This is a genomic window from Lacibacter sp., assembly GCF_057361365.1.
Genome location: NZ_JBMQSG010000011.1, coordinates 532389 through 556986, shown reverse-complemented (window position 1 = coordinate 556986; position 24598 = coordinate 532389). Strand labels below are relative to the sequence as shown.

Here is a 24598-nt window from a genome sequence, read left to right as displayed (position 1 = left end):
TTTTCATCAAACAAATAAACCTGTACCAAACAGAAGCTATATGAAAGAAAAATTAAAAGCAGCGTTCAGCCAACAACATGAGGCGGAGCCTGCAATCATTGTGCGCTCTCCGGGTCGGGTAAATATTATTGGTGAACACACCGATTATAACGAAGGTTTTGTGTTGCCTGCTGCTATTGATAAAGCTGCTTATGTTACCTTATCACTTCGTGATGATGATACCATACATCTTACCGCAATGGATCTGAAAGAAAAGTTTACCACTACCGTTGCAGAATTAAAACCTGTAGGTGATGTAAGCTGGCCAAATTATTTACTTGGTTCAGCTGCGCAATTTTTAAAACGTGGCATCAAACTACGAGGCTTTAACGCCGTGCTTTCAAGTGATGTACCTATTGGTGCAGGCTTGTCTTCATCGGCAGCTGTAGAATGTGCCATGGTATTTGCGTTGAATGAATTACTGCAAACAAATCTTGATCGTGTTACCATGGTATTGATGGCGCAAAAAGCCGAGCATGAATATGCAGGTGTCATGTGTGGTGTTATGGATCAGTTTGCATCGATGATGGGTAAGAAGGATCATGTGATAAAACTTGATTGCCGTTCATTGGAATATGAAAATGTTCCGTTTAAACTTGAAGGGATAAAGATTTTATTGCTCAATACAAATGTGAAACATTCGCTTGCTTCATCTGAATATAATACCCGCCGCAAAGAATGTGGACAGGCAGTTGCATGGATACAGGAACATCATCCTGAAGTAACATCATTGCGACACGCCACTATTGATATGCTCGACAAATATGTATTACCAAAAGACAAAACCATTGATCAACGCAGCCGCTTTGTTGTGGAAGAAATAGATCGTTTGCTTACGGGTTGTGAGGATCTGCAACGTGGCGATATTGCTGCATTGGGTAAAAAGATGTTTGCCACCCATGATGGTCTCAGCAAGATGTATGCAGTGAGTTGTAAAGAACTCGATTTCCTTGTTGATTTTGTACGTAACCGTAAAGAAGTAATTGGTGCACGTATGATGGGCGGCGGCTTTGGTGGCTGCACCATTAACCTTGTGCAGGAGTGGGCCATTGATCAGTTGATTGCTGATGTGAAACCTGCTTATGAAAAAGCTACCGGTCTGCAACTCGATTATTACATTGCTTCCATTGAAAATGGAACCGAAATCATTTAATTATGTTTGATAGCAAAGAGCATTCGCACACACGTTTAAATATTCTTACAGGTGATTGGATATTGGTTTCACCGCATCGCATGAAACGGCCGTGGCAGGGAAAAGTGGAAACATTGCCTGCAGATAACAGGCCTTCTTATGATCCGGGTTGTTATCTATGTCCCGGCAATAAACGCAGCGATGGAAGTATGAACCCTGCTTATACAGGTGCTTATGCTTTCACCAATGATTTTTCGGCGTTGTTGCCAGCAACACCCGATGGAGGAGAAAATAATGAAGGTTTGCTTGTGAGCAAAAGTGAAAGCGGTATTTGTAAGGTCATTTGTTTTTCGCCCGATCATAGTCTTACGCTTCCTGTAATGGAAGAAGAAGCAATTACAAAAGTGATCGATTTGTGGAAGGAGGAATTCAAATCTCTTTCTGCAAACATGCATATCAAGTACATCCAGATATTTGAGAACAAGGGCGAGATCATGGGCTGCAGTAATCCTCATCCACATGGTCAGATATGGGCTTCTTCTTCGTTGCCTTTGGAATTAGCAAAAGAGACCACGCAGCAAAAAAAGTACTATGAACAGCATGGAAAAAGTTTGCTGAGCGCTTACCTCGACCTTGAACTGCAAAAGCGGGAGCGTATTGTAGTGGAGAATGAACATTTTGTGGCGCTGGTTCCGTATTGGGCTGTATGGCCTTATGAAACCATGATCATCAGCAAGCGACAGGTGCAAACTATTTTGCAGTTTAGTCCTGAGGAAGAAAAAGCACTGGCTTCTGTTCTAAAAGATTTAACGACTAAGTACGATAACCTTTTCAATATTTCATTTCCTTACAGTGCAGGTATGCACCAGGCACCTGTTAACGATGGTGAAGATCATGCAGAGTGGCATTGGCATATGCATTTTTATCCGCCTTTGTTAAGAAGTGCAACGGTAAAGAAATTTATGGTGGGTTATGAAATGCTGGCGAATCCGCAACGGGATATTACAGCAGAGGCAGCAGCAGCTACTTTGCAGAAACTATCGGATGTTCATTATTCGAAAAAGTAATGCTTAGTTGTGAACGACAGCATGAGCTCTAAATAAATTTATGCAAACGTTTCCCCAACTCATTTCCGGATGGATTGGATATATTTGGGCCTTATTTAAACAATAAGATAATGGCTCGAAAGACTGCTTCCATGGATCTGCTCGATAGTTTTGAAAAAATTCCCACCAAAATATTTAACAACGCAAAGGAAGGATCGGCATTTGCAGCCACGCAAATAGCCGATCTTATTCGTGAAAAGCAGGCAAAGAACGAAAAATGTGTGCTGGGTCTTGCTACCGGTTCTACTCCCAAATCGTTATATGCTGAGTTGGTGCGTATGCATAGGGAAGAAGGTCTCAGCTTTAAGAATGTAATAGCGTTTAACCTCGATGAATATTATCCTATAGAACGTGATGCGATCCAAAGCTATCATCGTTTTATGAAGCAACAGTTGTTTGATAAGATTGATATTGATCAAAACAACTGTCATATTCCTGATGGTACCACCGCAAAAGAAGATGTGAAACAACATTGCTCTGCTTATGATCAAAAAATTGCAGATGCGGGTGGTGTGGACTTACAGGTTTTAGGAATTGGTGTGAATGGTCATATTGGTTTTAACGAACCGGGTTCAAGCGTGTATACCAAAACAAGGTTAACTACACTTACCAACTCTACACGATTAGCAAACAGTTACGAGTTTGCCAACATCAGTGAAGTACCACGTTTGGCCATCACAATGGGTATTGGTACAATTCTGAAAGCAAAAAAGATCATCCTTATGGCATGGGGCCCAACAAAGGCACCCGTTATTCAGCAATCAGTTGAAGGCGATGATACAGAACATGTGCCTGCATCGTTATTGCAGAATCATGATGATGTAACATTTGTGATCGACGAAATGGCTGCGGCTGAGCTTACCCGTTATAAAAGTCCATGGCTCACTGGTGAATGTGAGTGGACGAATAAGATGATCAAGCGTGCTGTTGTAAACATGGCGTTGAAATTGGGTAAACCGGTTTTGAGTTTAACCAATACAGATTATAATGAATATGGTTTAAGTGACCTGCTGGTAGAGAAAGGGGATGCTTATGAAATTAACCTCCAGGTTTATTATATGTTGCGTGATAGTATTACAGGATGGCCTGGTGGTAAACCCAACGCAGTTATTCCACATCATCCTGAGCGCAGCAATCCTTATCCCAAAAAAGTGATCCTGTTTTCACCGCATCCAGATGATGATATTATCTCCATGGGTGGAACGTTTCAACGTTTACATGATCAAGGTCACGAAGTACATGTAGCTTATCAAACAAGTGGCAACATTGCAGTAACAGATGAGTTTGTTACACGCTTTCTCGATTTTGCTGTGGGCTTTGAACAGATGTTTGGTATCGATGCTGATAAATCGAAAAAGATATTGAGTGAAGCAAGAGGATATCTTGAGAAGAAAAAATCAAATGAAGTTGATACGCAGGCTATCCGTGAGATCAAAGGTTTGATTCGTCGTTGCGAAGCGGCAGCAACCTGTCGGTATGTTGGTTTGAAAGAAGGACAATGGCATTTTCAAAACCTTCCTTTCTATGAAACTGGTACGGTTGAGAAAAAACCAATGGGTGAGGAAGATGTACTGCTTACCATGGAACTGTTCCGTAAAATAAAACCGCAACAGGTGTATTGTGCCGGTGATTTTGCTGATCCGCATGGTACTCACTTAGTTTGTTTCAATGTAGTGCTTGAATCATTAAGAAGAATTAAGGAAGCAGGTGATGAATGGATCAACGATTGCTGGTTGTGGTTATACAAAGGTGCATGGCAGGAATGGAATATGGAAGAAATTGAAATGGCCATACCTATGAGTCCTGAGCAAGTGATGAAAAAACGTTTTGGAATTTTTATTCATCAATCGCAAAAAGATATGGTGCCATTCCAGGGTAGCGATAGCCGTGAGTTCTGGCAGCGTGCTGAAGAACGTAATGCAGCCACTGCTGATCTGTATGGTAAACTTGGCTTAACACAATATGCCGCTATGGAAGCATTTGTAAGATGGCATTATTAAGGATTTAAATATGATTAGACCAATCTGAATTCTGCTCTCATGAATAAAGGCAAAGTGAAATCTTTGCCTTTATGATTTTTATAGAAAGTTTTTTAATACAAACTCTTTTATAAGTAAGAGACTTTTAAGTAATCAATGGCCAGTGTAACTTTTCTGCCTGCACCAAATCCCATTAAGTTTCCGAAGAAAGGGCTAAAGGGCATTGTATAAAATAAGGTGCCGTTAATGAAAAAAGAGTAGGTTTTATCTGTCTTTTTTATAGTGTACACATTAAATGCATCAGAATCCAGTATGGTTTTTTGCAGCGATCCTTTGCGTGGCGTACAGGAACTTTGGTTCTTATCAGTACAAACCTGAACTGAAGCAAACCCATCTTTTGCAAACGTAAAGTAGTAACTGTTCATCACTTCCCGTCCCCAGAATAGCATACTGTAATAGTTTTTATGTTCTGCTTCCCCGCTTACAATTTTTATCCTTGACTCTATTTGAAAATCCTTTCTTGTATCAACTTTTATTTGCTGCGCTTCTCCGTATGCACGCCCGGTTGCAGTTAAATAATAAATGCCTCCTTCAATTTTTGCACTTACATTTTTATTATCGGCAACCGTCCAGTTATTGACATTGTTATCAAAGTCGTCAAAAAAAATAACTGATGTTGACGGGTTTGTCGTTTGCCCTAAACATTTTGTTGTAATCATTAATGCAAAAAGTGCAGATAATATTTTCATAGCTGAGTTAGAGACGGATGTTTCCCCGCCTTTGATTTTGTTTTATAAAAGTATGAATGTAAGGGGAGGGAAAATAGGTGATCACAGAAAAGTATCACCGCTCGTCCCATTACTGTTCCATTCATGGTTGTAAAACCACAATTCAGAGAGAATACATAAATATGTCGGTCCCTGAAAAATAGCTTTGCCAATCAATTATAAACCTTATCATCTATGCGTTTTTTATCTCTCGCAATGGCAATGTTATGCCTGCAGTTTATTATTCTTTCAGGTTGTAAAAAAGCAACTTCGCCACAACAACCTTCAATTGATTTGTCAGCCATAAAGATCAATGATTTTCGTTTTTCGGAAGTGAATTATGCGTCTATTGATATTGATCATCCAACAATCGTCAATGGTGTTGAAACAAATGCCGGGATTATTACAATTAAAATACCAAGAGGTAACACCGGCTTGCAGTTAACGCCACTTGCTTCAAATTTTAAAAAACCGGGATTCATTATTTCTCCGCAGTTAGGTAGCACAACTGATTTTCTCTACAAAGAAATTCTGTACAGCATTACTTCTGCAACTGATCCGCAGAAACAACTGCATTACTGGGTAAGAGTGCAGGAAGAAGCAGAAGCCGGCCCGTTAGCCATAACGCAGGTTCGTCTTTTAAAATCGATGAATGCACAATTGAGCGATGATGTGATTGCATCACAGGTTATTCCTGAAAACGGTTCTATTGGTAAAATACATTTATTTGTACCTGCAGGTACTCATTTTGGTGCGCTTACTGCTGTGTTCGATCATAATGGTGATGAAATCCGTTATACACAAAATGCGTTTGAAGTGCCTGCAAACAGTGCAACGGTTTATCCGCATACAGGTTTGTCACTCGATCTTGCCTATCCAAAAGGTTTTTATGTTGCGGTAAAACGTGGAGCGGAAATAAAAACTTACAGTGTAATTGTAGATGTAATAAAACCGGCAGTGTTTATAAACGATCATGTCACTATAACAGGATTACAGTCGGGCACAACACAAACGGTAAAAGTGGGAGAGTTGTATAACCGTGGCAACAGACCTATCTCCATTACACAAATAACGCATAGCGATCAGCTGCCACAAGGATCGAACCTTCGCACATTTGTTGCAGTGCCCTCGGGAGGATTATTGCCCGGCGAAAAAACAGATGTCACCACCATACTTACTGCTGGTTTTTTCTTTCCAGGTACGTACGAAGTAAAAGCAACCATGCGATCATCTTTTTTCCAGGAACCGGAGATGCAGAATTTTTTGCAGTCATCACTATTTAATTTGAAAGTAGAGTTGCAGTAAAATAAATATAACTTATCAACAGTCATCTTGTTTCGGTTTGGCTTGAAATTTGGTGCTTCAGCAGTAAAACTGTTTATGAATAAAAATTGTTTACTCCTTGTGTTTATTTGTTTTTCTCTTATCACTGCATCATCTTCCTATGCTATTGTTCCGGTAAATACAGAGCCTGTGTCGCAAGCCATAGTAGATAAAGCCGTGAATGATTTTAATGATCTGTCTAACAGAGAAAAGAAGCAGCGAATAAAGGAAGCAAAAAAGCAAATCAGCTTGTTTAAAGCAAATAAGGCAAAGGGTATGGATGCTGATGACAGAACGATTCTGTTGGTTGTGTTGGCTATCATATTGCCACCGTTAGCAGTTTACCTGCACGAAAATGCCATCAATACAAAATTCTGGATCAGCTTGTTACTTACATTGTTGTTTTGGGTGCCCGGAGTTATATATGCATTATTGGTTGTACTTGGTGTTGTATAAAAATCTGTCTTATCTAAAACGAATAGCCGCTTCATTTGAAGCGGCTATTCGTTTTAGTCTTTTATTTCGATCACCCGTTCTTCGATATTTACTATGTCTTCGGACGTGACCGTTTTTGTAAGGATGATGTAAATGGGCCAGCCATATTCATGTATCCTTGCTCCAACAAATGTTTCGTGTACCATTTCTTTCAGGTTGAAATCTTTAGGGACAGGTTTTCCAATTTTCTTTGCAAGGTTGGTTACATATTCTGTAGCGGCGGCAATAAGTTGCTTTTCATCAACAGACTGTTCGTAGCGCAATATATAATTGTCTTCTTCTGTGTTGATCTCGTCCAAATAAATAAACACATTGGCATCAAAAGGTTTGCCGCCAAATACGTTTGGTATTTCAATAGTTCCTTCAGCAGGTTCTCCTTTTGTGTATTTGCCACCATGAAACATATAGAACTGCTGAATGTCGTTTATGGCTATGGCTTCCACATTTTCTTTTGTTGCGTAAAATTTTTCCAGTTCCTTCATCACAATGTCAAAGTTTTTATCATTCCCGAATTCTGTACGCAGCAATGATGACGTTTTAAGCATATAATCCCTTACATCCTTCCAGTTAAGTATTTCTTCAAACGAACCCATTTCATCCGTTTTTACCAGGATTTTCAGACCCTGCTGTGCTGCTTCTACTTTCCTTCGCAGTTTGTCGGAGTTGGTGCTTTTGAAATTGCTGTAAGCCCACTCCAGTGTATAGGATTTTGCTGTTGAATCGATAACGGTAATCTCTACATCATACGTAAGTCTTGCTCTTGAAATAGTGTCGTTAGCCTTTACTTTAAACTTGTCGGTTACAATACTGTATTGCTGTTTTTCTTTTTTGTCCCAATAGCCAACTGTCTGTACCGAGGAATCTTTTAGATTGATCTGTGCAGTAGTAAACGTTGTAATGCTAATAGCAAGGAGGAGTGAAATAATTTTACTCATATCGATTTCTTTTCGTCGATCACCATGGTATTGGTCCATTTGTCTTGCCATGGGTTGCAGGGCGTTCCCAATGCACTAAAGGCGCAAAACGGAACTGCACGGCTGCATCCTCTTGCAAAGGCAGTAGCAAATGAAATCTTTGTTCCATCCATGTTTACAGCACGGGTTCCCGTAATTAATTTGCCAAGTGATTTGCCTTTGAACAGGCCCTCAACAAGACCCATGTATAAAGCGTAAATCAGCAACGTCAGTAAACGATCGACTAAATTGAATCCGGTCGATTCGGTATCGATATTCTCCAATGTGGAAGGCGAAATAACGACGAGTACCATGCCGAAGGCAAAGAAAAGCACATAAAATAAAACAAGATCAATCAGGTAGTTTCCAAATCGCTGGCCGGTACTGGCTCTTACAAGTTCGGTTTCGAGACTGAGGTAATCAGTAGTAGTGGTTTGTTCAGTTTGCATGGTAGTTTGTTCTTAATGTGGGTTTTGGTTTATATTATTGGCGACGGAAAGAAAGGTGATTTTTTTCTACCTGAAGCCCTTCAATAAGAATGAAGATAAGAAGTAAAGTGATTTTAATGATGGTTGTTCAACTCGAAATTTTGGATAAGGTTTTCCCTTTACCGGTGATAGAGGTTTAAACAAAAAAATGCGGACAATCGTAGAATTTGCTACTCCTGTCCGTATGAAAAAAATCAAAAAATTTTATAAAACCTGTGCCAGCTCAATGAGGTTGCCCCAGGGATCGGAAAAGAAAGCAAGCCTGCGACCGATAACAGCAAGATTGAATGGTTCTCCGACGGTTTTTACATCACGTTTATTCAATTCGGCCAATGTTTCGTCAACGCTGTCAACGTTAATGCAAAAGTGATGATAACCTGCCTGGTGAAGACTTTCATTAAGGTCGCTGTAGTCAGGTTGATTAGCTGGTGCCCCTCCTGCAAGCAATTCAATCCAAAAATTATCGTCGTTGGCAGGAGCTAAGTAAGCGAGCTGAAGATTGCCAAAAGGCCATTCATGAATTACACGGAAGTCCAGTTTTTCAATAAACCATTTTTTGCTTGCTTCAAAATCAGGAACACGCATAGCTACATGACTGCCTTTCATGCTGGCGAATTTGCTATTGCTATTAGTTGCTGGAGTTTTTACTACTGTAGTCATTGTATTATTTTTTATAACACAAAGATGAAAACAAAGTAGGGGTGCTTCCTTATTGAAAGAAAAGTATATCTTATGAATTTCAAAGATGGAAGTTTTTCCGGAATTCAGAAGGAGTAATGCCGGTGTTTTTTTTAAAGAAAAGATTGAAGTTAGGTTGGTCGGCAAAGCCCATACTGTAGCCGATATCCTGCAAGCTCCAATCTGTTTGCAGGAGCAGAACCTTTGCTTCTTCAAGCAAACGATTTTTTATGTGTGTACTTATATTTTGCCCGGTATGTTTCTTTAGCAATGCATTTAGGTGATTTGGATGAACAGAAAGACTTGCCGCAAATTCCTTTGCCGTTTTAATTCGAATGGGTGTAGCGTAATTTATGCCGGTTGTTGTTTGCTCCAGCAGTTGGAAGAATTCATGAACATATTTGTATTCTTCTGTAACAGAATCAGGCTTGGGGAAATTACCGATCTTGAGACTTTCAATGATCAATAATTGAAGGTAGGCCTGCATTGTATCTTCACTAAAACTGGTTGCGATTAATTCCTCTTCGTATAAGTTTATAAAAATACGTTCTAAAGCAGCTGCTTCTGTTTCTGTAAGGGAGATGATACTTTTCGTTTTATCTGTAAAAACTTTGTACTTGTCAATGGCTGTTTTCAGCTGTGTATGTTCATTAAAAAAAGTATTTTTAAAAAGACAATAGTAGCCTTTGTTTTGCTCTGAAAGATTTTTCCATGAAATTATATCGTTTGGATGAATGAATAAGATGGTCGGTTTTTCTATAAAATAAGTATTGAGTCCAATGGTAAAAAAACCCACACCTTCGGTAACTAACAAGATCTTGAAGAAAGCACGCCTGTTTGGCGAAATGTAATTCCGGCATTCATGCTTTCGTCTGTCGAATACCCGAATATTCCAATCCTCGTAATATTCACGGTAAACAGGAATAAGATCAGGAATATCACGAAGTGTGTCGATGGTTTTGCTGTCTAATGTGTGTAAGGCCATATTATAGTCATTCAAAAGGCAGAAGACCTGCCTTTACTCTGATTAAAGATATATTGTTTGAATTATGTTGATGGCTCTAATTTTAGTATGCTTACGGCCTACCTGATACAAATAAAAAAGCTGCCTGGTGGCAGCTTCTCACAAATCAAAAATTACTTTTAATTTTTCTTCGGCATATTCTTTCCCATTTCTTCATAATACGTTTTCACCGCTTTTATTTGTTCTGCTGTAAGAACCTCGCTGTATTTTTTTTCTTTTTCCGCTTTTATTTCTGCCAGTTTTTTTGTGCGGTCGGCTTCATTAAGACCTTCTAATTCACGGCCTGCTTTCATGCGGGTTTCGTAATTGATCTCGATAATTTTTTCTGCCTGTGCTTCGGTAAGACCTGCTTTCTCCATCAAGCCGGGCTTTTGTTGTTCTTTCATCTGTTGCAATACATTAGGTGGAGTGGCAGAAGGTTGCGCATAACTGTTAATGGAGAGGAACGCAATTAAAATGAATGTGATAAATAAATACTTTTTCATAACAGAAGATTTAATGTTTTGTAAAAGGTATTTCATTTATTCGTTTTCTTCAAGCGTGAATCTATAAGCGGCTTTTACCACTCTACGAAGCTGACGGAAAATTACCATATCGATGCTGCAGAAAGTGACTTCTAATTATCCTTGAAAGATTAGTAAGGCGTCAGCATCAAACAAACTAAGCTATGTTTTGCTATTTGGCAGGAAGATAATTTCTGTTCATCATTTAAATAGCTTGTTGGGTATGTTCACATAATCACCTGTCTTTGCTTTGTCGTCCCAACGCAATTTGTTTACATATTTTTTAGGTGTCATTCCTGTGGCATCATGTCTTGCATCAAAACTTCGTTCGCTGTCAGGGTTGTTTTTTCCCGTTGGCGTTCCTTTTACACCGCCCTGTATGGTCATTTTCTTTTTACTGACAGGATTAATGCCGGTGGCTTTCCAGCTTTTCCCCTTTGCTGTTGCTGTTTCTATTTTAAATTTTGCCATGATTAAGTTGTTTTCTTTTTCCAATTGGTTTTCATCTTTTCATATGATTTTTTTGATACAGTTTTGTCGGCTTTGCTTCTTGTTATACCTTTTTCTTTTCTTGCATTGATATTATTTACTAATGAGTTCTTTACACCCAACTTATTTGTTTTTGATTTTTTTTTAGTTGCCATTGTTTCTTATGAAAACATCAAACTATATGCCGCTAACTGTTTAATAAATCAGGTCAAAATCATGGTAATAGTTAATCGGCGTGCGTTGGAGAGACATTGTTATTCAGATATTACATTAAAAATGGGCAATAGCACACTTGCAGAAGCTTCCCATGATTGAAATGTGCCAGGCATAATTGTCGGGGAGCATATGACCTGCTGTGAAATATATCTTATTGAGTGAAACTTATTAATTCCGGTACATCATGTTTAGACCAAATCAAATTCATCATCTTTCGATCCCCTGCAAACTTCCTCCCTTTGCAAACAACCTATCAATACGTTTTTCAACTGCGGGATCTTTTTCTAATGGCGGTGCATGATGAGGTTTCATACGCACATCAAACACCACGGGGCCTTTGCAACCCCAATGTTTGTGTTCAGTAAACGAATTGATTCCATATACATCATGACTTGGATTGCAACGTGTATAAGTTACCCATAAATAGTTTTTTAATGTAGCAGCAGTAAACGAAGCATCATCACAAATAACAAGTTGGGCTACAGCATTGAGTTCATGGTTCTTTGTTGATAGTTCATGGTTAAGCCGCTCCATCTCTTTTGCAGCTTCATCATAAGTGCTAAACTTTTTTGTTTGCAAGGCAACAACACCGGGCATGCATAGTTGTGCGTTTTCAAACTGCTGTAATTCTTTCAAAGCCTTTGGCACTTCTTTGCACAATTCTCTTTTCTTGTCGCCATAGGCCGCCAGAACGAGTTTGCTTCCGCTGTTTAATCCCGTTCCGGAATAATCCAGTGTATCGATAGTTGTGTTGGTATGAAAATGCAAATCTCTTGCAAGGTCGATGCGTTCAAACACATATTCCAGGTAATGCTGAATATCGTGCGTGGTTAATTGATTGGTATCGTCAGCAGTAATAAATAAAAACTTCGCAAGACTTAACTGCCCTGTACCCAATACATGATTGGCAATGGTTAGTAATTCAGCAGGCTGTTTGGCGGGCATGTAGGGTGTGTAACGTTCGCTGCCGATGGCCAGTAACAAAGGATGCACACCTGCCGCATCAACCGCATGCACTTCTTTAACGCCGGGAATTTCCTGTGGAATAGCGTTGCCCGTTAGTTCATGTATGAGTTCGCCAAAGCTGGTATCTTCCTGCGGCGGACGACCAACAACGGTAAATGCCCAGATAGCGTTTTTCTTTGCATACACGTTGTTCACTTTCATTAACGGGAAGGGATGTGTTAAACTGTAATAACCTAAATGATCGCCAAATGGTCCTTCAGGTTTATTCTGCAATGGATCTACTTCGCCCGTAATAACAAAATCCGCATCGGTGCTGATGGCATTGCCCAATGCATCATATGCATATCGAAATCTTCTGCCTCCTAATATTCCTGCAAAAGTCATTTCACTGATTCCTTCTGGTAAAGGCATCACCGCACTTAACGTATGCGACGGCGGCCCGCCCACAAAGCAACTTACTTTCAGCGGTTGCCCTTTGGCGTTAGCTTTTGTTTGATGAATACCAATGCCCCTATGTAACTGGTAATGCAAACCAATTTCTTTGTTCAGCTCATATTCATTTCCGCTTAGTTGAATGCGATACATACCAAGATTCGATTGCATGATGCCTGGCTTGTCAGCATCTTCTGTATACACTTGCGGCAGTGTTACAAACGCACCGCCATCCATTGGCCAGTGTTTAATAAGGGGCAGATCACTCACCTTTATTTTATCAAAAGAAAAAGAAGATTGCTTTTTTGGTAATGCTTTGAAAGCTGCCAGTCCCGTACTGATATTCTGAAAAGGTTGCTTCAGCGCTTTCATAGGATCGCCTTTCAGTGCAATTAGTTTTTGTACCAGCTCCAATGTTTCACGGAAAATAAATTTACTACGGTCGAGTGTGCCAAAAATATTTGAAGCAGCACGGTATTTCGATCCTTTTACATTTTCAAATAACAGGGCCGGACCTTTTGCATCGTACACACGGAGATGAATAGCCGCCATTTCAAGATGCGGATCAACTTCTTCTTTAATACGCACAAGGTGACCGTTCTTTTCAAGATCGAGTAAACATTCTTCAAGTGAGCTGTATGCCATAATTAGCAAAGGTAGGGGAGGAAAAGGAGTTGAATAGAAGTTAAGAGTTAGGGGGTATGAGTTAAAGTTGCACCCTATGATTCATTATTGCTCTTTCTAAGGCAAAGTGGCGTCTGAAAATACAAAATGGTAAAAGTTATAACAACCCGTAACCCATAACTCATAACACGTAACTGTTTTATCCGCATCTTTGTGTTTTGAGTCACAGACGGCAAAAAAATAATACATGAACTTTCCAATAGAAGTAAAGAAAAGCAAGGTAGCTGGCAAAGGAGCATTTGCATTGAAAGCCATTCCTGCAAAAAAGAAGTTGGGCAATATGGCTGGTGAGATCATCAGTTATAAAGAAGCTCAGCGCAGGGTGAAGCAACAACATGCTGGTGAATTGCTGATGGTGGAATTTGATAATGATCCTGTGGCCCTGGATGCAAGCATTAACCGCAATGCATTATCATACATCAATCATTCCTGCGATCCCAATACGTATATGCGTCGTGCATACCGGCAAGTTGAATTCTACAGCAAACGCCCGATAAAAAAAGGAGAAGAGCTTACTTGTGATTATGGCGAAACGCATCATGATGGTAAACTGCCTTGTAAATGCGGAGCGAAGAATTGCAGGGGATTTATTTAAAAGAGAGCGGCGTGTAGTGAGTAGTGAATGGCGAGCGCAAGCTCCGATCGTGAAGCTGAATAATCAATCAGTTTTGCGGATATTCATTTTCCTCCTCTAAACTTATATCGCTTCTGCCCCCAAACATAACATAACAAACGAGGCCGATAATAGGAGCTACTACAATAAAAATGCTCCATAAAAGTTTTGTGCTTTGGTGAATATCGTCCCTACCCCAAATTGCATACACGGCCCTGATAAAAACTGCTAAAAACAGAAGGGCGAACAACGACCAAACTATCAACATCCAATCAAAGCTAATAAGTGTCATGTGCTGTGTTTTTAATAATAATGCAAATGAAAGTGTGTTATTGGTTTCGACTTTGTTTATATCCAAACAGTAAATAACAAATGATGCTGAGAATGGGAGCGAAGACAAAGAAAATCATCCACATGATCTTTGAAGCCTGATTAAGATCTTCTCTTTTCCACACGGCGATAATAAAAGTTAGAGGAATAACGATCAACAAAAAAATAAATAAGGAAAGCATAAGCCCGCTCATCGTAAATTGAAAATTCTCCATAGTCAGCATTTGATTAAAAGTATAAAATGTTTTTAGTTGATGCAAGCGCCGGGCTTTCATTACTCATAACCCCTAACCTTTAACTCACCAGGATTTGTTTCTCCTTAACTTTGTTGTATGACCAAACTTTCCGTGAACATCAACAAATTTGCTACGCTGCGCAACAGCAGAGGTGGTAACCGTCCCAACGTTTTACAAGCTGCCATTGATGCGCAGCGATTTGGTGCCGATGGTGTAACAGTTCATCCACGTCCCGATGAGCGGCACATACGTTATGATGATGTGCGACAAATTAAAGAAATCATTACCACTGAATTTAATATTGAAGGAAACTGTCGTGAGCAATCATTTGTTGATCTTGTGTTGGAAGTAAAACCGGAGCAGGTAACTCTTGTGCCCGACGCATTAGGACAACTCACGAGTGATCATGGATGGGATACCATTCAGAATAAAAAATATCTGATTGAAATGATCACAGTATTTAAGAATGCCGGCATACGCACTTCCATTTTTGTTGATCCGGAGATACGAATGATTGAAGGTGCCGTTGAAACAGGTACTGATCGTATTGAATTGTATACCGAAGGTTATGCAAAACGTTTTGCAGATGATCCACGAAGTGCAGTGCAGGAATACCTCGTTGCGGCCACACGTGCCCGTTCGATGGGCCTGGGTATTAATGCAGGTCATGATCTTGATTTGCAAAATCTCAATTACCTCGTGCAAACTATTCCATGGATTGACGAAGTAAGTATTGGTCATGCATTGGTTTGTGATGCCTTGTATCTTGGCTATGAAAATGCTGTACAGCTGTATAAACGACAGTTGAATGTGGAATAATCTGTCAGGCAGAAATATACACTGACTGTGAAAATTATTTAACAAGGTTGAAAGTGCAGCAAACAACTTAAAACTTAAAACTCAAAACTTAGAACTTTTCCCATGTCAAACATCAATCTCATAATCGAAGAGCGTGCGGCGAACATTGGAAAGTTTATGGTAGGCAGGTTGTTGCCTTTCCGTGAAAAAAGAATGGTTGGGCCCTTCATTTTTATCGATCATATGGGTCCGGTGCAAATGAACGAGCGGGAGAATATGGATGTGCTGGCTCATCCGCATATTGGCCTCAGCACACTTACGTTTTTGTTTGAAGGCAGCATTATGCATCGGGATACATTAGGTACAGAAGTGGAAATAAAACCAGGCGCTGTTAACTGGATGACTGCGGGCAAAGGCATTGTACATTCTGAACGTACGCCTGAATACCTGCGACATTCTTCTAAAGCCATGCATGGCTTACAGATATGGGTGGCATTGCCAAAAGAACTTGAATTTATGGAGCCTGAATTTTTTCATATTGAAAAAGATCAGTTACCGGAATGGACAGATGGGGCAGTTCATTATAAATTAATTGCTGGTGATGCATGCGGACACCAATCGGCAGTGCCGGTGTATAGCAGACTTTATATGATTGAAATAAAAAGTACAGCAACGCAAACAGTAAAGATCGGAAGCGAGTTGTACGGCGAATCGGGATTGTATATTTTAGAAGGCAGTATTGAAAGTGAAGGAACAGTGTTTGAACCAAAACAATTACTTGTAGCAAAAGACAGCAGCCTTTGCGAGTTTACTATACACGCAAACAGTACCATTTATATTTTTGGTGGTGAGCCTTTCGGCGAAGAACGTTTCATCGACTGGAATTTTGTTGCAACAAGTAAAGAAATACTTGCAGAGGCAAAACGTCAATGGATAGCGCAGGAATTTCCCAAAATAAAAGGAGAGGAGAATGAGTTTGTGCCTTACCCCGTGATGAAAACGAATACAGTTAAAGGTTAAGGGTTATGATTTACGGATTCTGCTAACTTTTACCTTGTCACTCATAACTTGTTCGCCACAGTTGATACTTCATTAATACCATTCCATCCATATGGTTCTTTTAGTTAAGTGGTAGCAAAATAGTTTTGATGGAAAATAAAACCTCATGAACTACATCTTGCCACACACTATTGAAAATGTACTCGGCGAAAAACTTGTATTTGTGTCTTCTCAAAAAGAAGAACTTGGCGAAAAACTTATTGTTGAAAATTTTGTTGATCCCGGTTTTGGTCCCATCATGCACACACATTGGTTGCAGGACGAATGTCTTACGGTTGTAAGAGGACGTATTGGTTACCAGGTAAAGGGCGGTAAAGAACAATTTGCCGGTGAAGGAGAAACGGTATTATTTAAGCGGGGAGTGGCGCATCGTTTCTGGAATGCAGGTAATGAGGAGTTGCATTGCAAGGGTTGGATCTACCCGGCCAATAACATCGTGTTTTTTCTTACATCCATATTTGATGCGCAAAATAAATCGGGTAAAGCACAGCCCGAAGCCTTTGATGCTGCATACCTCGCCACACGATACAAATCGGAATTTGATATGGATGAAATGCCGGTGGTTGTAAAAAAAGTAATTCTTCCTGTTACCTGCTTTGTTGGCAAAATGCTCGGCAAGTACAAACATTTTGAACATGCGCCAGCACCGATTCGGAGCTGAACTTCCCTAACGATACAAAATGAAGAAAGAATGAACTAAGCTGATACGTTGAGCCTCGGGTGTTTCAATATCATTGCGTCCTAACAGTTAAACGGGCAGCGGTCATATGAACAAAACAGTCTCCGGTGTTATTGGAAGTTCCACTGCGGAACTGCACACAGAAAAAAAACAACAGTAACAAATCTCAAACAGTTGAGAGCAAGACTTTGGATTCTGCCAAACCCGGTGCGAAGCCCCATTACCAAATATTAGATCGCCTCAGAGGTGTTGCAGCCATCATCGTGGTATTCTTTCATCTTGCTGAACCGCTTGCCAAAATCGTTTTGAGAATGTTATAAACCATGGTTACCTCGCTGTTGATTTTTTCTTTCTGCTCTCTGGTTATGTAATTGGGTATGCATATGATGACAGATGGAATAAGTTAACTATCGCTGGTTTCCTTCGACGCAGGTTAGAGCGTGTAGTATGTTGGTAACAGTTGTTTTACTGATGCCAAGAATTGGCGGTGATGCCCATTTATGGTGGAATGGTTTGTACGAAGCATTTTGCATCATCGTTATTTTTCCATTGATCGTATATGTCGGTGCAAGCGGTGTGGTGCATGGTAAAATTGAAAGTAAGATCTGTAAGTTCTTGGGCGATCTTTCTTATCCGTTATACATTACCCATTATGTGCTTGTTTATTTTTATGTGGCATGGGTAAGTAATCATAATGGCATTACATTACTGCAGGCTTTGCCTTATGCACTTCTCACATTTGCAGGTGCGGTTGTATTAGCTTATGCAAGTTTAAAATTATACGATGAACCAGTGCGAAACTGGTTACGAAAAAAAGTGAAGTTTCAAAAGAGTCGTTGATCTCCTTTCCAGGTATTCGGTTTAAACAACCGATAATTTTTTCATTATGTTCCCGTTTGCATATGTGCTCAATCTTCCAATACTAAGGGTTAAACCTTATTGTTATACCCGTTTTTTTAAATCACCTTTGAATTCATCATTGTCGGATTTTTTTTTAAATAAAGAAATTCGAGCGGCTGGCTCTTTTTAGAGTCGGCCTTTTTAATCTCCTCTATTTTTTCACGCATTAGAAGAACCCGGAAAACGCTTCCTTTTACTCAACTTATTGTTTTATAACAAGCTGCGTACCCCAATATGTAGAATAATTTGCTCAGGGTATTTAAGCTTCCATAGGCAATTACAACATGGCATGGTTTTTTAAAGTGCATTGTTAATATTATTCATCTAAAACGGAAAAAAATGAAAGCTTTAGCCAACTTAAAAACCGCATGGATTACAATGCTGTTATTCTTCGTTAACATAGCCTTATTCGCCCAGGAAAAAAAAGTAGATGTTGATATCGATCTTGATAAAGGTAATAATGCCCAATGGTATAGCAACCCCATTGTATGGGTAATTGGTGGGGCTGTATTTATTTTACTATTGGTGGCCCTGTTACGTGGTGGAAAAGAGAAGGGCTGATAGTACAATTTATTGTTAGCTGATATATTGCCGAATCATAAAGCAACTGTTTTCAGTTACGGGGCTTTATGATTCGTTTTGGTTTTTTAAACCGTCATTTATAATCTCATAAATAAATAAAGATGAAAACGCAAATTCTTGATCTGGAAAAAAAATACTGGCAGGCAATGGAAGACCATGATTTTGACAAAGTAAAAAAACTCACCCGTTTTCCTTGTATTGTCGTGGGGAAAAATGGAGTGCAGAGTGTAGATGAAGATACTTTCAAAAATATGTTTGAATCGGGCGCTAATGCTAAACTAAAAGTGCTCAATATTACTAATGTAGAAACGCAAACAGTAAGTAAAAAAAGTGCGGTGATCGCTTACCAAATAGAGTTAGGCACTGCCTATAACGAACAGAACGGCTCCATGAAATGCGCATGTACTTCAACCTGGACAAGAGAAGATGACGAATGGGTATGTGCTATGCATACGGAATCGGAACTGGTGCAGCAAAATCAATCGCACGGAGAATAATCAAGGTTCTTTTTAATAAGGTGTAGTTACTTGCCTGGTTTGCTGTAGGCGGCTTTTACATTATTGACGAGCTGCATGAGTTTTTTTTGCACAACCGGCCCTTCGTCGCTGTTGTCAATTGGCGCTATATGCATCAGTTCAATTGAGCCGGCCCTTTCAAACGTTCCGGTAAGTGTAATTGCTCTTTCTTCTTTTACGGATGTACTGCCTGGGGTTTCAAAGCCAACGTAGTAATCATAAAACACATCTTCAATAGCGGTGATAGCTACAGATGTGCGCACAAAAACATCAGAACTGTCGGTTTGTGAAATGTATTTGCGCACGACTGAAAGCACACCGCTTTTTATTTTATACGGCCCAACGATTATACCCATATCAATAGTAAGTTGATTTTCGGTGTGTGTTTTACAGATCATGTTCAGATATTGAACGAGTTCTTTCTCAGCTTTTAACTGTTGGTTTGTTTGGGCAATAACCGATTGAGTAAATGAAAGACAGAGCATGAATGCGAATGATGACAATAAAAGTTTCATGGGTATATTTTATCAATGTAGAGAATGGGTGACAGCATCAACTCACAACTTAAGACTCAGAACCGGGTTTTTAACTATCCTCCCGTTTGTCCTGTTCTCACTTTTATTTTTTTCTTTCCTGCATTTTTCTTCTCGTATTCCAGGATTTCTTTGGGCTTTGTTTTTTCTTTTGCCGCAGGCTTATCGGTTGAGTTGTTGGCGTTAGCCGGATCGTTCGGATCTTTTTTGATGATACCGTTTGCTGAACCGGTTCCATCATCAAGCTTTCCAAGAATAAAATTTTCTTTGCGTAATACTTTGCCGGTGCCCGGTTCGTAAATGGTCCAGAAACCATGCGCAACAGAAGAGGCTTCCATCTTTACTTCAACCAAATAAACCTTCTTGGGATCGTTTACATCATACACTTCAATTGTTTCAGTGGGCTTTTCAGGGTTTTGAGCCAGCCAGCTTTCTTCACGTATCATATCGCCCATTGCATTAAAGTATTGCTGCTTCCCATGTTTGTTTCCCCAACGGTAATATTCAATTGCCAACACATCGCCCATCAAAGTGTACACACGCCAGGGACCTTCCTTCTTTCCATCTTTAAAAATGCCTTCCTCTTCATAACCCGGTTCCCCACGCACTTCCTCGTAGCGTACAACCCATTTGCCTTGCTTCAGATCTTTTATATCGGTGCAATTGAGCGTATCGCCTTTTACGCTGATCGTAAAGTCCTTACATTGTGCCGAACCGCTCATCCAAAAAAACAACATGGCCACAACACTTAAAGCGGCTATTCGTATGTTTGAAAAGTTGAATAATTTACTCATCTGTTTATTTTTCATTTGATGTTGGCAGATAGGTATTAAAAACATGAGATCAAAAAACCAAAGCTGTATGCTCCAGTACAAAACGACCGCAATTCTTAAAAATTGCCTGCTCAAAGTTACCCCCGTTCTTTCGTTCCTGTTACTTGTTCTTGAAAGTAACGCACAAATCAAGCCCACTTCTGATGAAGAAAGACAGAAAGGCATGGAGTTGCGTAAGGAAATGGAAAAGAAATCTTTGTTAAAAGACGTGAAATTCCGCAATATCGGCCCCACCGTTATGAGTGGCCGGGTGAACGATGTGGAAGTAAACCCAGAAGACCCGACCGAGTTTTATGTGGCTTATGCAAGCGGTGGGTTATGGCATACCAAAAACAATGGTCAATCCTTTACACCCATTTTTGATAACGAAGACGTAATGACCATCGGCGATATCGCTGTAAAATGGTATGGCAGTCGTGTAATTTGGGTTGGTACAGGTGAAGTGAACAGCAGTCGCTCCTCATACGCTGGTAATGGTGTTTACAAGAGCAGCGATAATGGCAAAACATGGGAATATCTCGGCTTGCCCGAAAGTCATCATATAGGAAAAGTGCAGTTGCACCCAACCGATCCTAACACGGCATGGGTGGCAGCACTAGGTCATTTATATTCTCCAAATAAAGAACGTGGTGTATATAAAACAGTGGATGGTGGAAAAACATGGAAACTCACTTTAGCTGTTGACGATAATACAGGTGCAGTTGAAATGGAAATGAATCCCAACAATCCCAACGAATTATATGCAGCAATGTGGTATCGCACACGCCGTGGCTGGACGTTTACTGAAAGCGGCCCAACCAGTGGTATTTATAAAAGCACAGATGGTGGAAACAACTGGACGTTGGTAAGCGGCCCCGGTAGTGGTTTTGCTGAAGGGAAAAAGCTTGGCCGGATAGGGTTGAGTGTTTATGCAAAAAATCCCAACATTGTTTTTGCGGTGATCGATAATTATAATCCTTTGCCCGACACCGGCAAAAAACGACCAACGGGTGATACTACTATCCAGCTGAAAGATTTTAAGACCATGACGTCTGATCAGTTTCAACAACTCGACGAGAAAAAACTGGATACGTTTATGCGCAGGCAACGTTTCCCTGCAAAATATACTGCAGCGTCAGTAAAAGAAATGGTGCGTACAGGAAAAATTCAACCTGTTGCCATGTGGGATTATTTTGATGTGGGTGATGATGGTTTCAGCAATTCAGCTATTAAGGGTTGTGAAGTATATCGTAGTGATGATGCCGGTAAAACATGGAAGCTGGTGAATAATAAATTGCCCCAGGCATTCAGTACATACGGATACTATTTTGCTAAGATCTATGTGTCGCCTACGAATGTTGATAAGATGGTTGTGCTGGGAGTAAATGCATGGTTGAGTACGGATGGCGGTAAAACATTTAAGAATATTGATGGGCGTAATGTGCATTCCGATCATCATGCATTATGGATCAATCCGAAAAAAGATTCACACATGATCAATGGAAATGATGGAGGTATCAATATTACTTATGACGATGGTGTAAACTGGTTTAAAGCCAATTCAATTCCGCTTGGCCAGTTTTATAATATTACAGTTGATGATGCAAAGCCATATAATGTATATGGTGGTTTGCAGGATAACGGTACTTGGTTTGGCCCAAGCAACAACCGTGAAACAGTTGACTGGCACGATAACGGAAACTATGCATTTAAATCAATTGGTGGTGGCGACGGTATGCAGGTGCAAATTGATACAAGAGATAATGCAACTGTATATGCAGGTTCACAATTTGGCGCTTACAGCAGGGCAAATAAAAACACACCGTTTGTTGGTCGTGTAAGTGTTCGTCCGCTACATGAGCTGGGCGAAAAGCCATTGCGTTTCAACTGGCAATCGCCCATTCTGTTATCGAAACATAACCAGGATGTATTTTACTTCGGCACCAACCGTTTTCATCGCAGCTTTAATAAAGGAGAGAACAGTGTAAACCTGAGTAATGATCTTACAGGTGGAAAAAAAGAAGGGAATGTTCCTTTTGGAACATTGGTGACCATGAGCGAATCACCTTTGCGTTTTGGCTTGGTTTATACCGGTAGCGATGATGGTTTTATTCATGTAACAAAAGATGGTGGTTATAGCTGGACGGCTGTACACACAAAATTGCCAAAGAATGTGCAAGGTCTTTATGTAAGCCGTGTCATTGCATCAAAATATAAGGAGAGCAGGGTATATGCAACATTGAATGGTTACCGTAACGATCATTTCACTGCATGGGTATTTGTGAGTGAAGATTATGGCAATACCTGGAAACAGATCTTTACTGATCTTCCTGCAGAACCCGTGAATGTGATCCGTGAAGATCCCAAACAGGAGAAGCTGTTGTACATCGGCACCGATCATGGATTATATGTTTCAGTTGATGCTGGTGCAAGCAGCATGGCATGGATGAGTGATCTGCCACGAGTGGCCATTCATGATATTGCTATCCAGGAAAGAGATAATGAAATTGTGCTGGGTACGCATGGCCGCAGTATTTATATTGCTCCGCTTGGTGAAGTGCAAAAATTGGCGGCAGATAAAGCTTATCACGACCAGAAGAAGGCAAATTTAAAATAACATTAATCGCCATTTGTCATTCAGGCAACAATATTGCTGGAATTTTGTTTTAACTTGAAACCTTAATAAAAAACAGCAGAACATGAAACGTATCACAAGTGTATTATCTGTCTTTGCGTTATTCGTAGCGTTTACAGCTTGCGCACAAAATCAAAAACCTAGTCCGCCTGCATCAACTGAGTTTAAAGCAGGTGGAGCAAACATCAAAATCAATTACAGTGCTCCTTCAGTAAAAGGAAGAGAGATATGGGGTAAACTCGTTCCTTATGGCGAAGTATGGCGCACTGGTGCAAACGAGGCTACCGTGTTTGAAACAGATAAAGACATTAAAATAGAAGGAAAAACATTACCTGCAGGTAAATACGGATTGTTTACAGTTCCCGGTAAAGATGAGTGGGTGATTGTTTTCAACAAAACATGGAAACAGTGGGGCGCTTACCAATACAAAGCAACTGATGATGCTTTGCGTGTAACGGTAAAACCAACTTCTTCTGACATGACTGAAACACTCAAGATCGATGGCTCGGCTGACGGCGCCACCATCAAATGGGAAAAACTGAGTGTACCATTTAAGATTTCACAATAAGTATAAACCATCAATGTGCGATCGATCCCCTGAGCAATCGGGGGATTTTTCATTTCACAGCTTATCCACACGCAGCAAGGGTTTCAATTACACACAATAATTAATAAGTAGTTTGCACGGGAATGAAAGATATAAGGAATATACTGCTGGTTGTTGTGTCGCTCTGCCTGGTGGGTACATGGGTGTATCACCTTTATGATAAAAACAAATATGCCAATACGGATATATTGATGCCTGTAAAAGATTCACTTGCTGAGCAAACAAAGTTGAATGATTCGCTTCGGGTTGCTTATAACGGGTTATTGCAACAGATCGATTCATCACGCACTGCTTCAACTATCGATACTGCAATTGTTGCTCCCGATTCAACACGCAATGCCATTGACAGTTTACGAAATGAAATAGCGGCCATACTTGCCATCAATAACATCACCAAAGAAGATCTGCGCAGGGCCGAAGAAAAAATAAAACAACTGCAACAACGGTTATTTGCTTCATCATCAACTCCTGTTACCGCTTCAACTGAAATAAAAAATACAACCGTTCCGATAACAACCCGTGTTGAAACAATCAGCAAACCTGTTGTAGAGGAACCGGTGTTCACTGCATCTGCAATCAGCTTTCGTGCAATACAAGCAGGGAAGGACCAGGTAACAGCTGCTGCAGATGCAACAGGTTATTTTAGTATTGCCTGCACGGTGCAGAATTCAACCGCTTCATTTACTGATACGGAAGTATATATGGCGTTGATCGATCCATCTGGTGATGTGGTGCAGGATGATCCCTGGCAATCTGGAATGCTCACCACTGCCAACAACGATCGCATTCCTTATACACGCAAAACAAAGCTTTCATATGCCAAGGGCGATGCAAGCCGCATTGCCATGAATATGAAACTGCCTGCATATGATAAAGGAATGTACAGTGTGCAGTTCTATCATAACGGGGTGCGAATTGGACGTGGCAATCTTAGGTTGAATTAAAACCGGCTTTTCACTTAATCACATTTTTTTCACAGTTGCTCACATGTGCATCAGCATGGCGTTCAACAGGCATCTATTGTG

At 40.2% G+C, this 24598-nt stretch carries 27 protein-coding genes; 15 read left to right on the top strand and 12 right to left on the bottom strand.

The annotated features are described in order from the left end of the window. Window positions 1-40: 40 nt before the first annotated feature. The 3 genes from galK to nagB all read left to right on the top strand — a co-directional run bounded on the left by galK (window position 41) and on the right by nagB (window position 4277). Window positions 41-1192: a galactokinase gene (gene galK / locus ACO1QW_RS11865; RefSeq protein WP_486258762.1), complete on the top strand. Its 1152-nt coding sequence runs from the start codon at window positions 41-43 to the stop codon at window positions 1190-1192. Between the two features lie 2 nt (window positions 1193-1194). Beyond that, window positions 1195-2238 carry a UDP-glucose--hexose-1-phosphate uridylyltransferase gene (locus ACO1QW_RS11860; protein ID WP_486258760.1) on the top strand — a complete coding sequence of 348 codons (1044 nt, stop codon included), beginning with the start codon at window positions 1195-1197 and terminating at the stop codon, window positions 2236-2238. Between the two features lie 110 nt (window positions 2239-2348). Next, entirely contained in the window at window positions 2349-4277 is a 1929-nt protein-coding gene (nagB, locus tag ACO1QW_RS11855) for a glucosamine-6-phosphate deaminase (RefSeq protein ID WP_486258758.1), read from the top strand. A 107-nt stretch (window positions 4278-4384) separates the two neighbouring features. On the opposite strand, the gene ACO1QW_RS11850 is transcribed toward nagB, so the two are convergent. Next, window positions 4385-5005 carry a hypothetical protein gene (locus ACO1QW_RS11850; RefSeq protein WP_486258757.1) on the bottom strand — a complete coding sequence of 207 codons (621 nt, stop codon included), beginning with the start codon at window positions 5003-5005 and terminating at the stop codon, window positions 4385-4387. 213 nt (window positions 5006-5218) lie between these two features. On the opposite strand from ACO1QW_RS11850, the gene ACO1QW_RS11845 reads away from it, so the two are divergent. Both ACO1QW_RS11845 and ACO1QW_RS11840 read left to right on the top strand, forming a co-directional pair. After that, window positions 5219-6328: a hypothetical protein gene (locus tag ACO1QW_RS11845; RefSeq protein WP_486258755.1), complete on the top strand. Its 1110-nt coding sequence runs from the start codon at window positions 5219-5221 to the stop codon at window positions 6326-6328. 75 nt (window positions 6329-6403) lie between these two features. After that, window positions 6404-6802, top strand: a complete 399-nt coding sequence (locus tag ACO1QW_RS11840; RefSeq protein WP_486258753.1) for a YqaE/Pmp3 family membrane protein — start codon at window positions 6404-6406, stop codon at window positions 6800-6802. Window positions 6803-6855: 53 nt separating this feature from the next. On the opposite strand, the gene ACO1QW_RS11835 is transcribed toward ACO1QW_RS11840, so the two are convergent. From ACO1QW_RS11835 to ACO1QW_RS11800, 8 genes are all read right to left on the bottom strand, one after another. Then, window positions 6856-7776, bottom strand: a complete 921-nt coding sequence (locus tag ACO1QW_RS11835; protein WP_486258751.1) for a hypothetical protein — start codon at window positions 7774-7776, stop codon at window positions 6856-6858. After that, window positions 7773-8243: an RDD family protein gene (locus ACO1QW_RS11830; RefSeq protein WP_486258749.1), complete on the bottom strand. Its 471-nt coding sequence runs from the start codon at window positions 8241-8243 to the stop codon at window positions 7773-7775. The genes ACO1QW_RS11835 and ACO1QW_RS11830 overlap by 4 nt, the downstream gene beginning before the upstream one ends. Before the next feature lie 243 nt (window positions 8244-8486). Beyond that, a complete protein-coding gene (locus ACO1QW_RS11825) occupies window positions 8487-8942 on the bottom strand; it encodes a VOC family protein (protein ID WP_486258747.1) in 456 nt (151 codons plus the stop codon). A 79-nt stretch (window positions 8943-9021) separates the two neighbouring features. Next, the gene (locus tag ACO1QW_RS11820) at window positions 9022-9945 is read right to left on the bottom strand and encodes an AraC family transcriptional regulator (RefSeq protein WP_486258745.1); all 924 of its coding nucleotides are present in this window, start codon (window positions 9943-9945) and stop codon (window positions 9022-9024) included. Between the two features lie 158 nt (window positions 9946-10103). Next, window positions 10104-10469: a hypothetical protein gene (locus tag ACO1QW_RS11815; protein ID WP_486258743.1), complete on the bottom strand. Its 366-nt coding sequence runs from the start codon at window positions 10467-10469 to the stop codon at window positions 10104-10106. A gap of 219 nt (window positions 10470-10688) precedes the next feature. Beyond that, window positions 10689-10958: a hypothetical protein gene (locus ACO1QW_RS11810; protein ID WP_486258741.1), complete on the bottom strand. Its 270-nt coding sequence runs from the start codon at window positions 10956-10958 to the stop codon at window positions 10689-10691. 2 nt (window positions 10959-10960) lie between these two features. Next, complete coding sequence (locus tag ACO1QW_RS11805) at window positions 10961-11131, bottom strand: hypothetical protein (RefSeq protein ID WP_486258739.1); 171 nt, start codon at window positions 11129-11131, stop codon at window positions 10961-10963. A gap of 268 nt (window positions 11132-11399) precedes the next feature. Then, window positions 11400-13235, bottom strand: a complete 1836-nt coding sequence (locus ACO1QW_RS11800; protein ID WP_486258737.1) for a UbiD family decarboxylase — start codon at window positions 13233-13235, stop codon at window positions 11400-11402. A 226-nt stretch (window positions 13236-13461) separates the two neighbouring features. On the opposite strand from ACO1QW_RS11800, the gene ACO1QW_RS11795 reads away from it, so the two are divergent. Further along, window positions 13462-13869 carry an SET domain-containing protein gene (locus tag ACO1QW_RS11795; RefSeq protein ID WP_182806397.1) on the top strand — a complete coding sequence of 136 codons (408 nt, stop codon included), beginning with the start codon at window positions 13462-13464 and terminating at the stop codon, window positions 13867-13869. A 67-nt stretch (window positions 13870-13936) separates the two neighbouring features. On the opposite strand, the gene ACO1QW_RS11790 is transcribed toward ACO1QW_RS11795, so the two are convergent. Further along, window positions 13937-14179 carry a hypothetical protein gene (locus ACO1QW_RS11790; protein ID WP_486258734.1) on the bottom strand — a complete coding sequence of 81 codons (243 nt, stop codon included), beginning with the start codon at window positions 14177-14179 and terminating at the stop codon, window positions 13937-13939. 370 nt (window positions 14180-14549) lie between these two features. On the opposite strand from ACO1QW_RS11790, the gene ACO1QW_RS11785 reads away from it, so the two are divergent. The 6 genes from ACO1QW_RS11785 (at window position 14550) to ACO1QW_RS11760 (ending at window position 18968) form a co-directional block, all read left to right on the top strand. Continuing rightward, window positions 14550-15272: a pyridoxine 5'-phosphate synthase gene (locus tag ACO1QW_RS11785; protein WP_486258732.1), complete on the top strand. Its 723-nt coding sequence runs from the start codon at window positions 14550-14552 to the stop codon at window positions 15270-15272. Window positions 15273-15374: 102 nt separating this feature from the next. Beyond that, entirely contained in the window at window positions 15375-16271 is an 897-nt protein-coding gene (locus tag ACO1QW_RS11780) for a pirin family protein (protein WP_486258730.1), read from the top strand. Between the two features lie 145 nt (window positions 16272-16416). Then, complete coding sequence (locus tag ACO1QW_RS11775; RefSeq protein ID WP_486258728.1) at window positions 16417-16971, top strand: cupin domain-containing protein; 555 nt, start codon at window positions 16417-16419, stop codon at window positions 16969-16971. A gap of 465 nt (window positions 16972-17436) precedes the next feature. Continuing rightward, on the top strand, window positions 17437-17829 hold the full coding sequence (locus ACO1QW_RS11770) for an acyltransferase family protein (RefSeq protein ID WP_486258726.1): 393 nt from the start codon (window positions 17437-17439) through the stop codon (window positions 17827-17829). A 399-nt stretch (window positions 17830-18228) separates the two neighbouring features. Beyond that, a complete protein-coding gene (locus ACO1QW_RS11765) occupies window positions 18229-18450 on the top strand; it encodes a hypothetical protein (protein WP_486258724.1) in 222 nt (73 codons plus the stop codon). 122 nt (window positions 18451-18572) lie between these two features. Then, a complete protein-coding gene (locus ACO1QW_RS11760; protein ID WP_486258722.1) occupies window positions 18573-18968 on the top strand; it encodes a nuclear transport factor 2 family protein in 396 nt (131 codons plus the stop codon). 26 nt (window positions 18969-18994) lie between these two features. Here ACO1QW_RS11760 and ACO1QW_RS11755 read toward each other — a convergent pair whose 3' ends face one another. Both ACO1QW_RS11755 and ACO1QW_RS11750 read right to left on the bottom strand, forming a co-directional pair. After that, a complete protein-coding gene (locus ACO1QW_RS11755) occupies window positions 18995-19501 on the bottom strand; it encodes a hypothetical protein (protein WP_486258720.1) in 507 nt (168 codons plus the stop codon). A gap of 74 nt (window positions 19502-19575) precedes the next feature. Further along, complete coding sequence (locus tag ACO1QW_RS11750; RefSeq protein ID WP_486258718.1) at window positions 19576-20313, bottom strand: toxin-antitoxin system YwqK family antitoxin; 738 nt, start codon at window positions 20311-20313, stop codon at window positions 19576-19578. A 67-nt stretch (window positions 20314-20380) separates the two neighbouring features. Here ACO1QW_RS11750 and ACO1QW_RS11745 point away from each other — a divergent pair, with 67 nt between their 5' ends. The 3 genes from ACO1QW_RS11745 to ACO1QW_RS11735 all read left to right on the top strand — a co-directional run bounded on the left by ACO1QW_RS11745 (window position 20381) and on the right by ACO1QW_RS11735 (window position 24517). After that, window positions 20381-22948 (top strand): VPS10 domain-containing protein, encoded by a 2568-nt coding sequence (locus ACO1QW_RS11745; protein WP_486258716.1) that lies wholly within the window; start codon window positions 20381-20383, stop codon window positions 22946-22948. Between the two features lie 82 nt (window positions 22949-23030). Beyond that, window positions 23031-23534 (top strand): DUF2911 domain-containing protein, encoded by a 504-nt coding sequence (locus ACO1QW_RS11740; RefSeq protein ID WP_486258714.1) that lies wholly within the window; start codon window positions 23031-23033, stop codon window positions 23532-23534. Window positions 23535-23656: 122 nt separating this feature from the next. Next, window positions 23657-24517, top strand: coding sequence for a hypothetical protein (locus tag ACO1QW_RS11735; RefSeq protein WP_486258712.1), 861 nt, complete (start codon window positions 23657-23659; stop codon window positions 24515-24517). The last annotated feature ends 81 nt before the right edge of the window (window positions 24518-24598 follow it).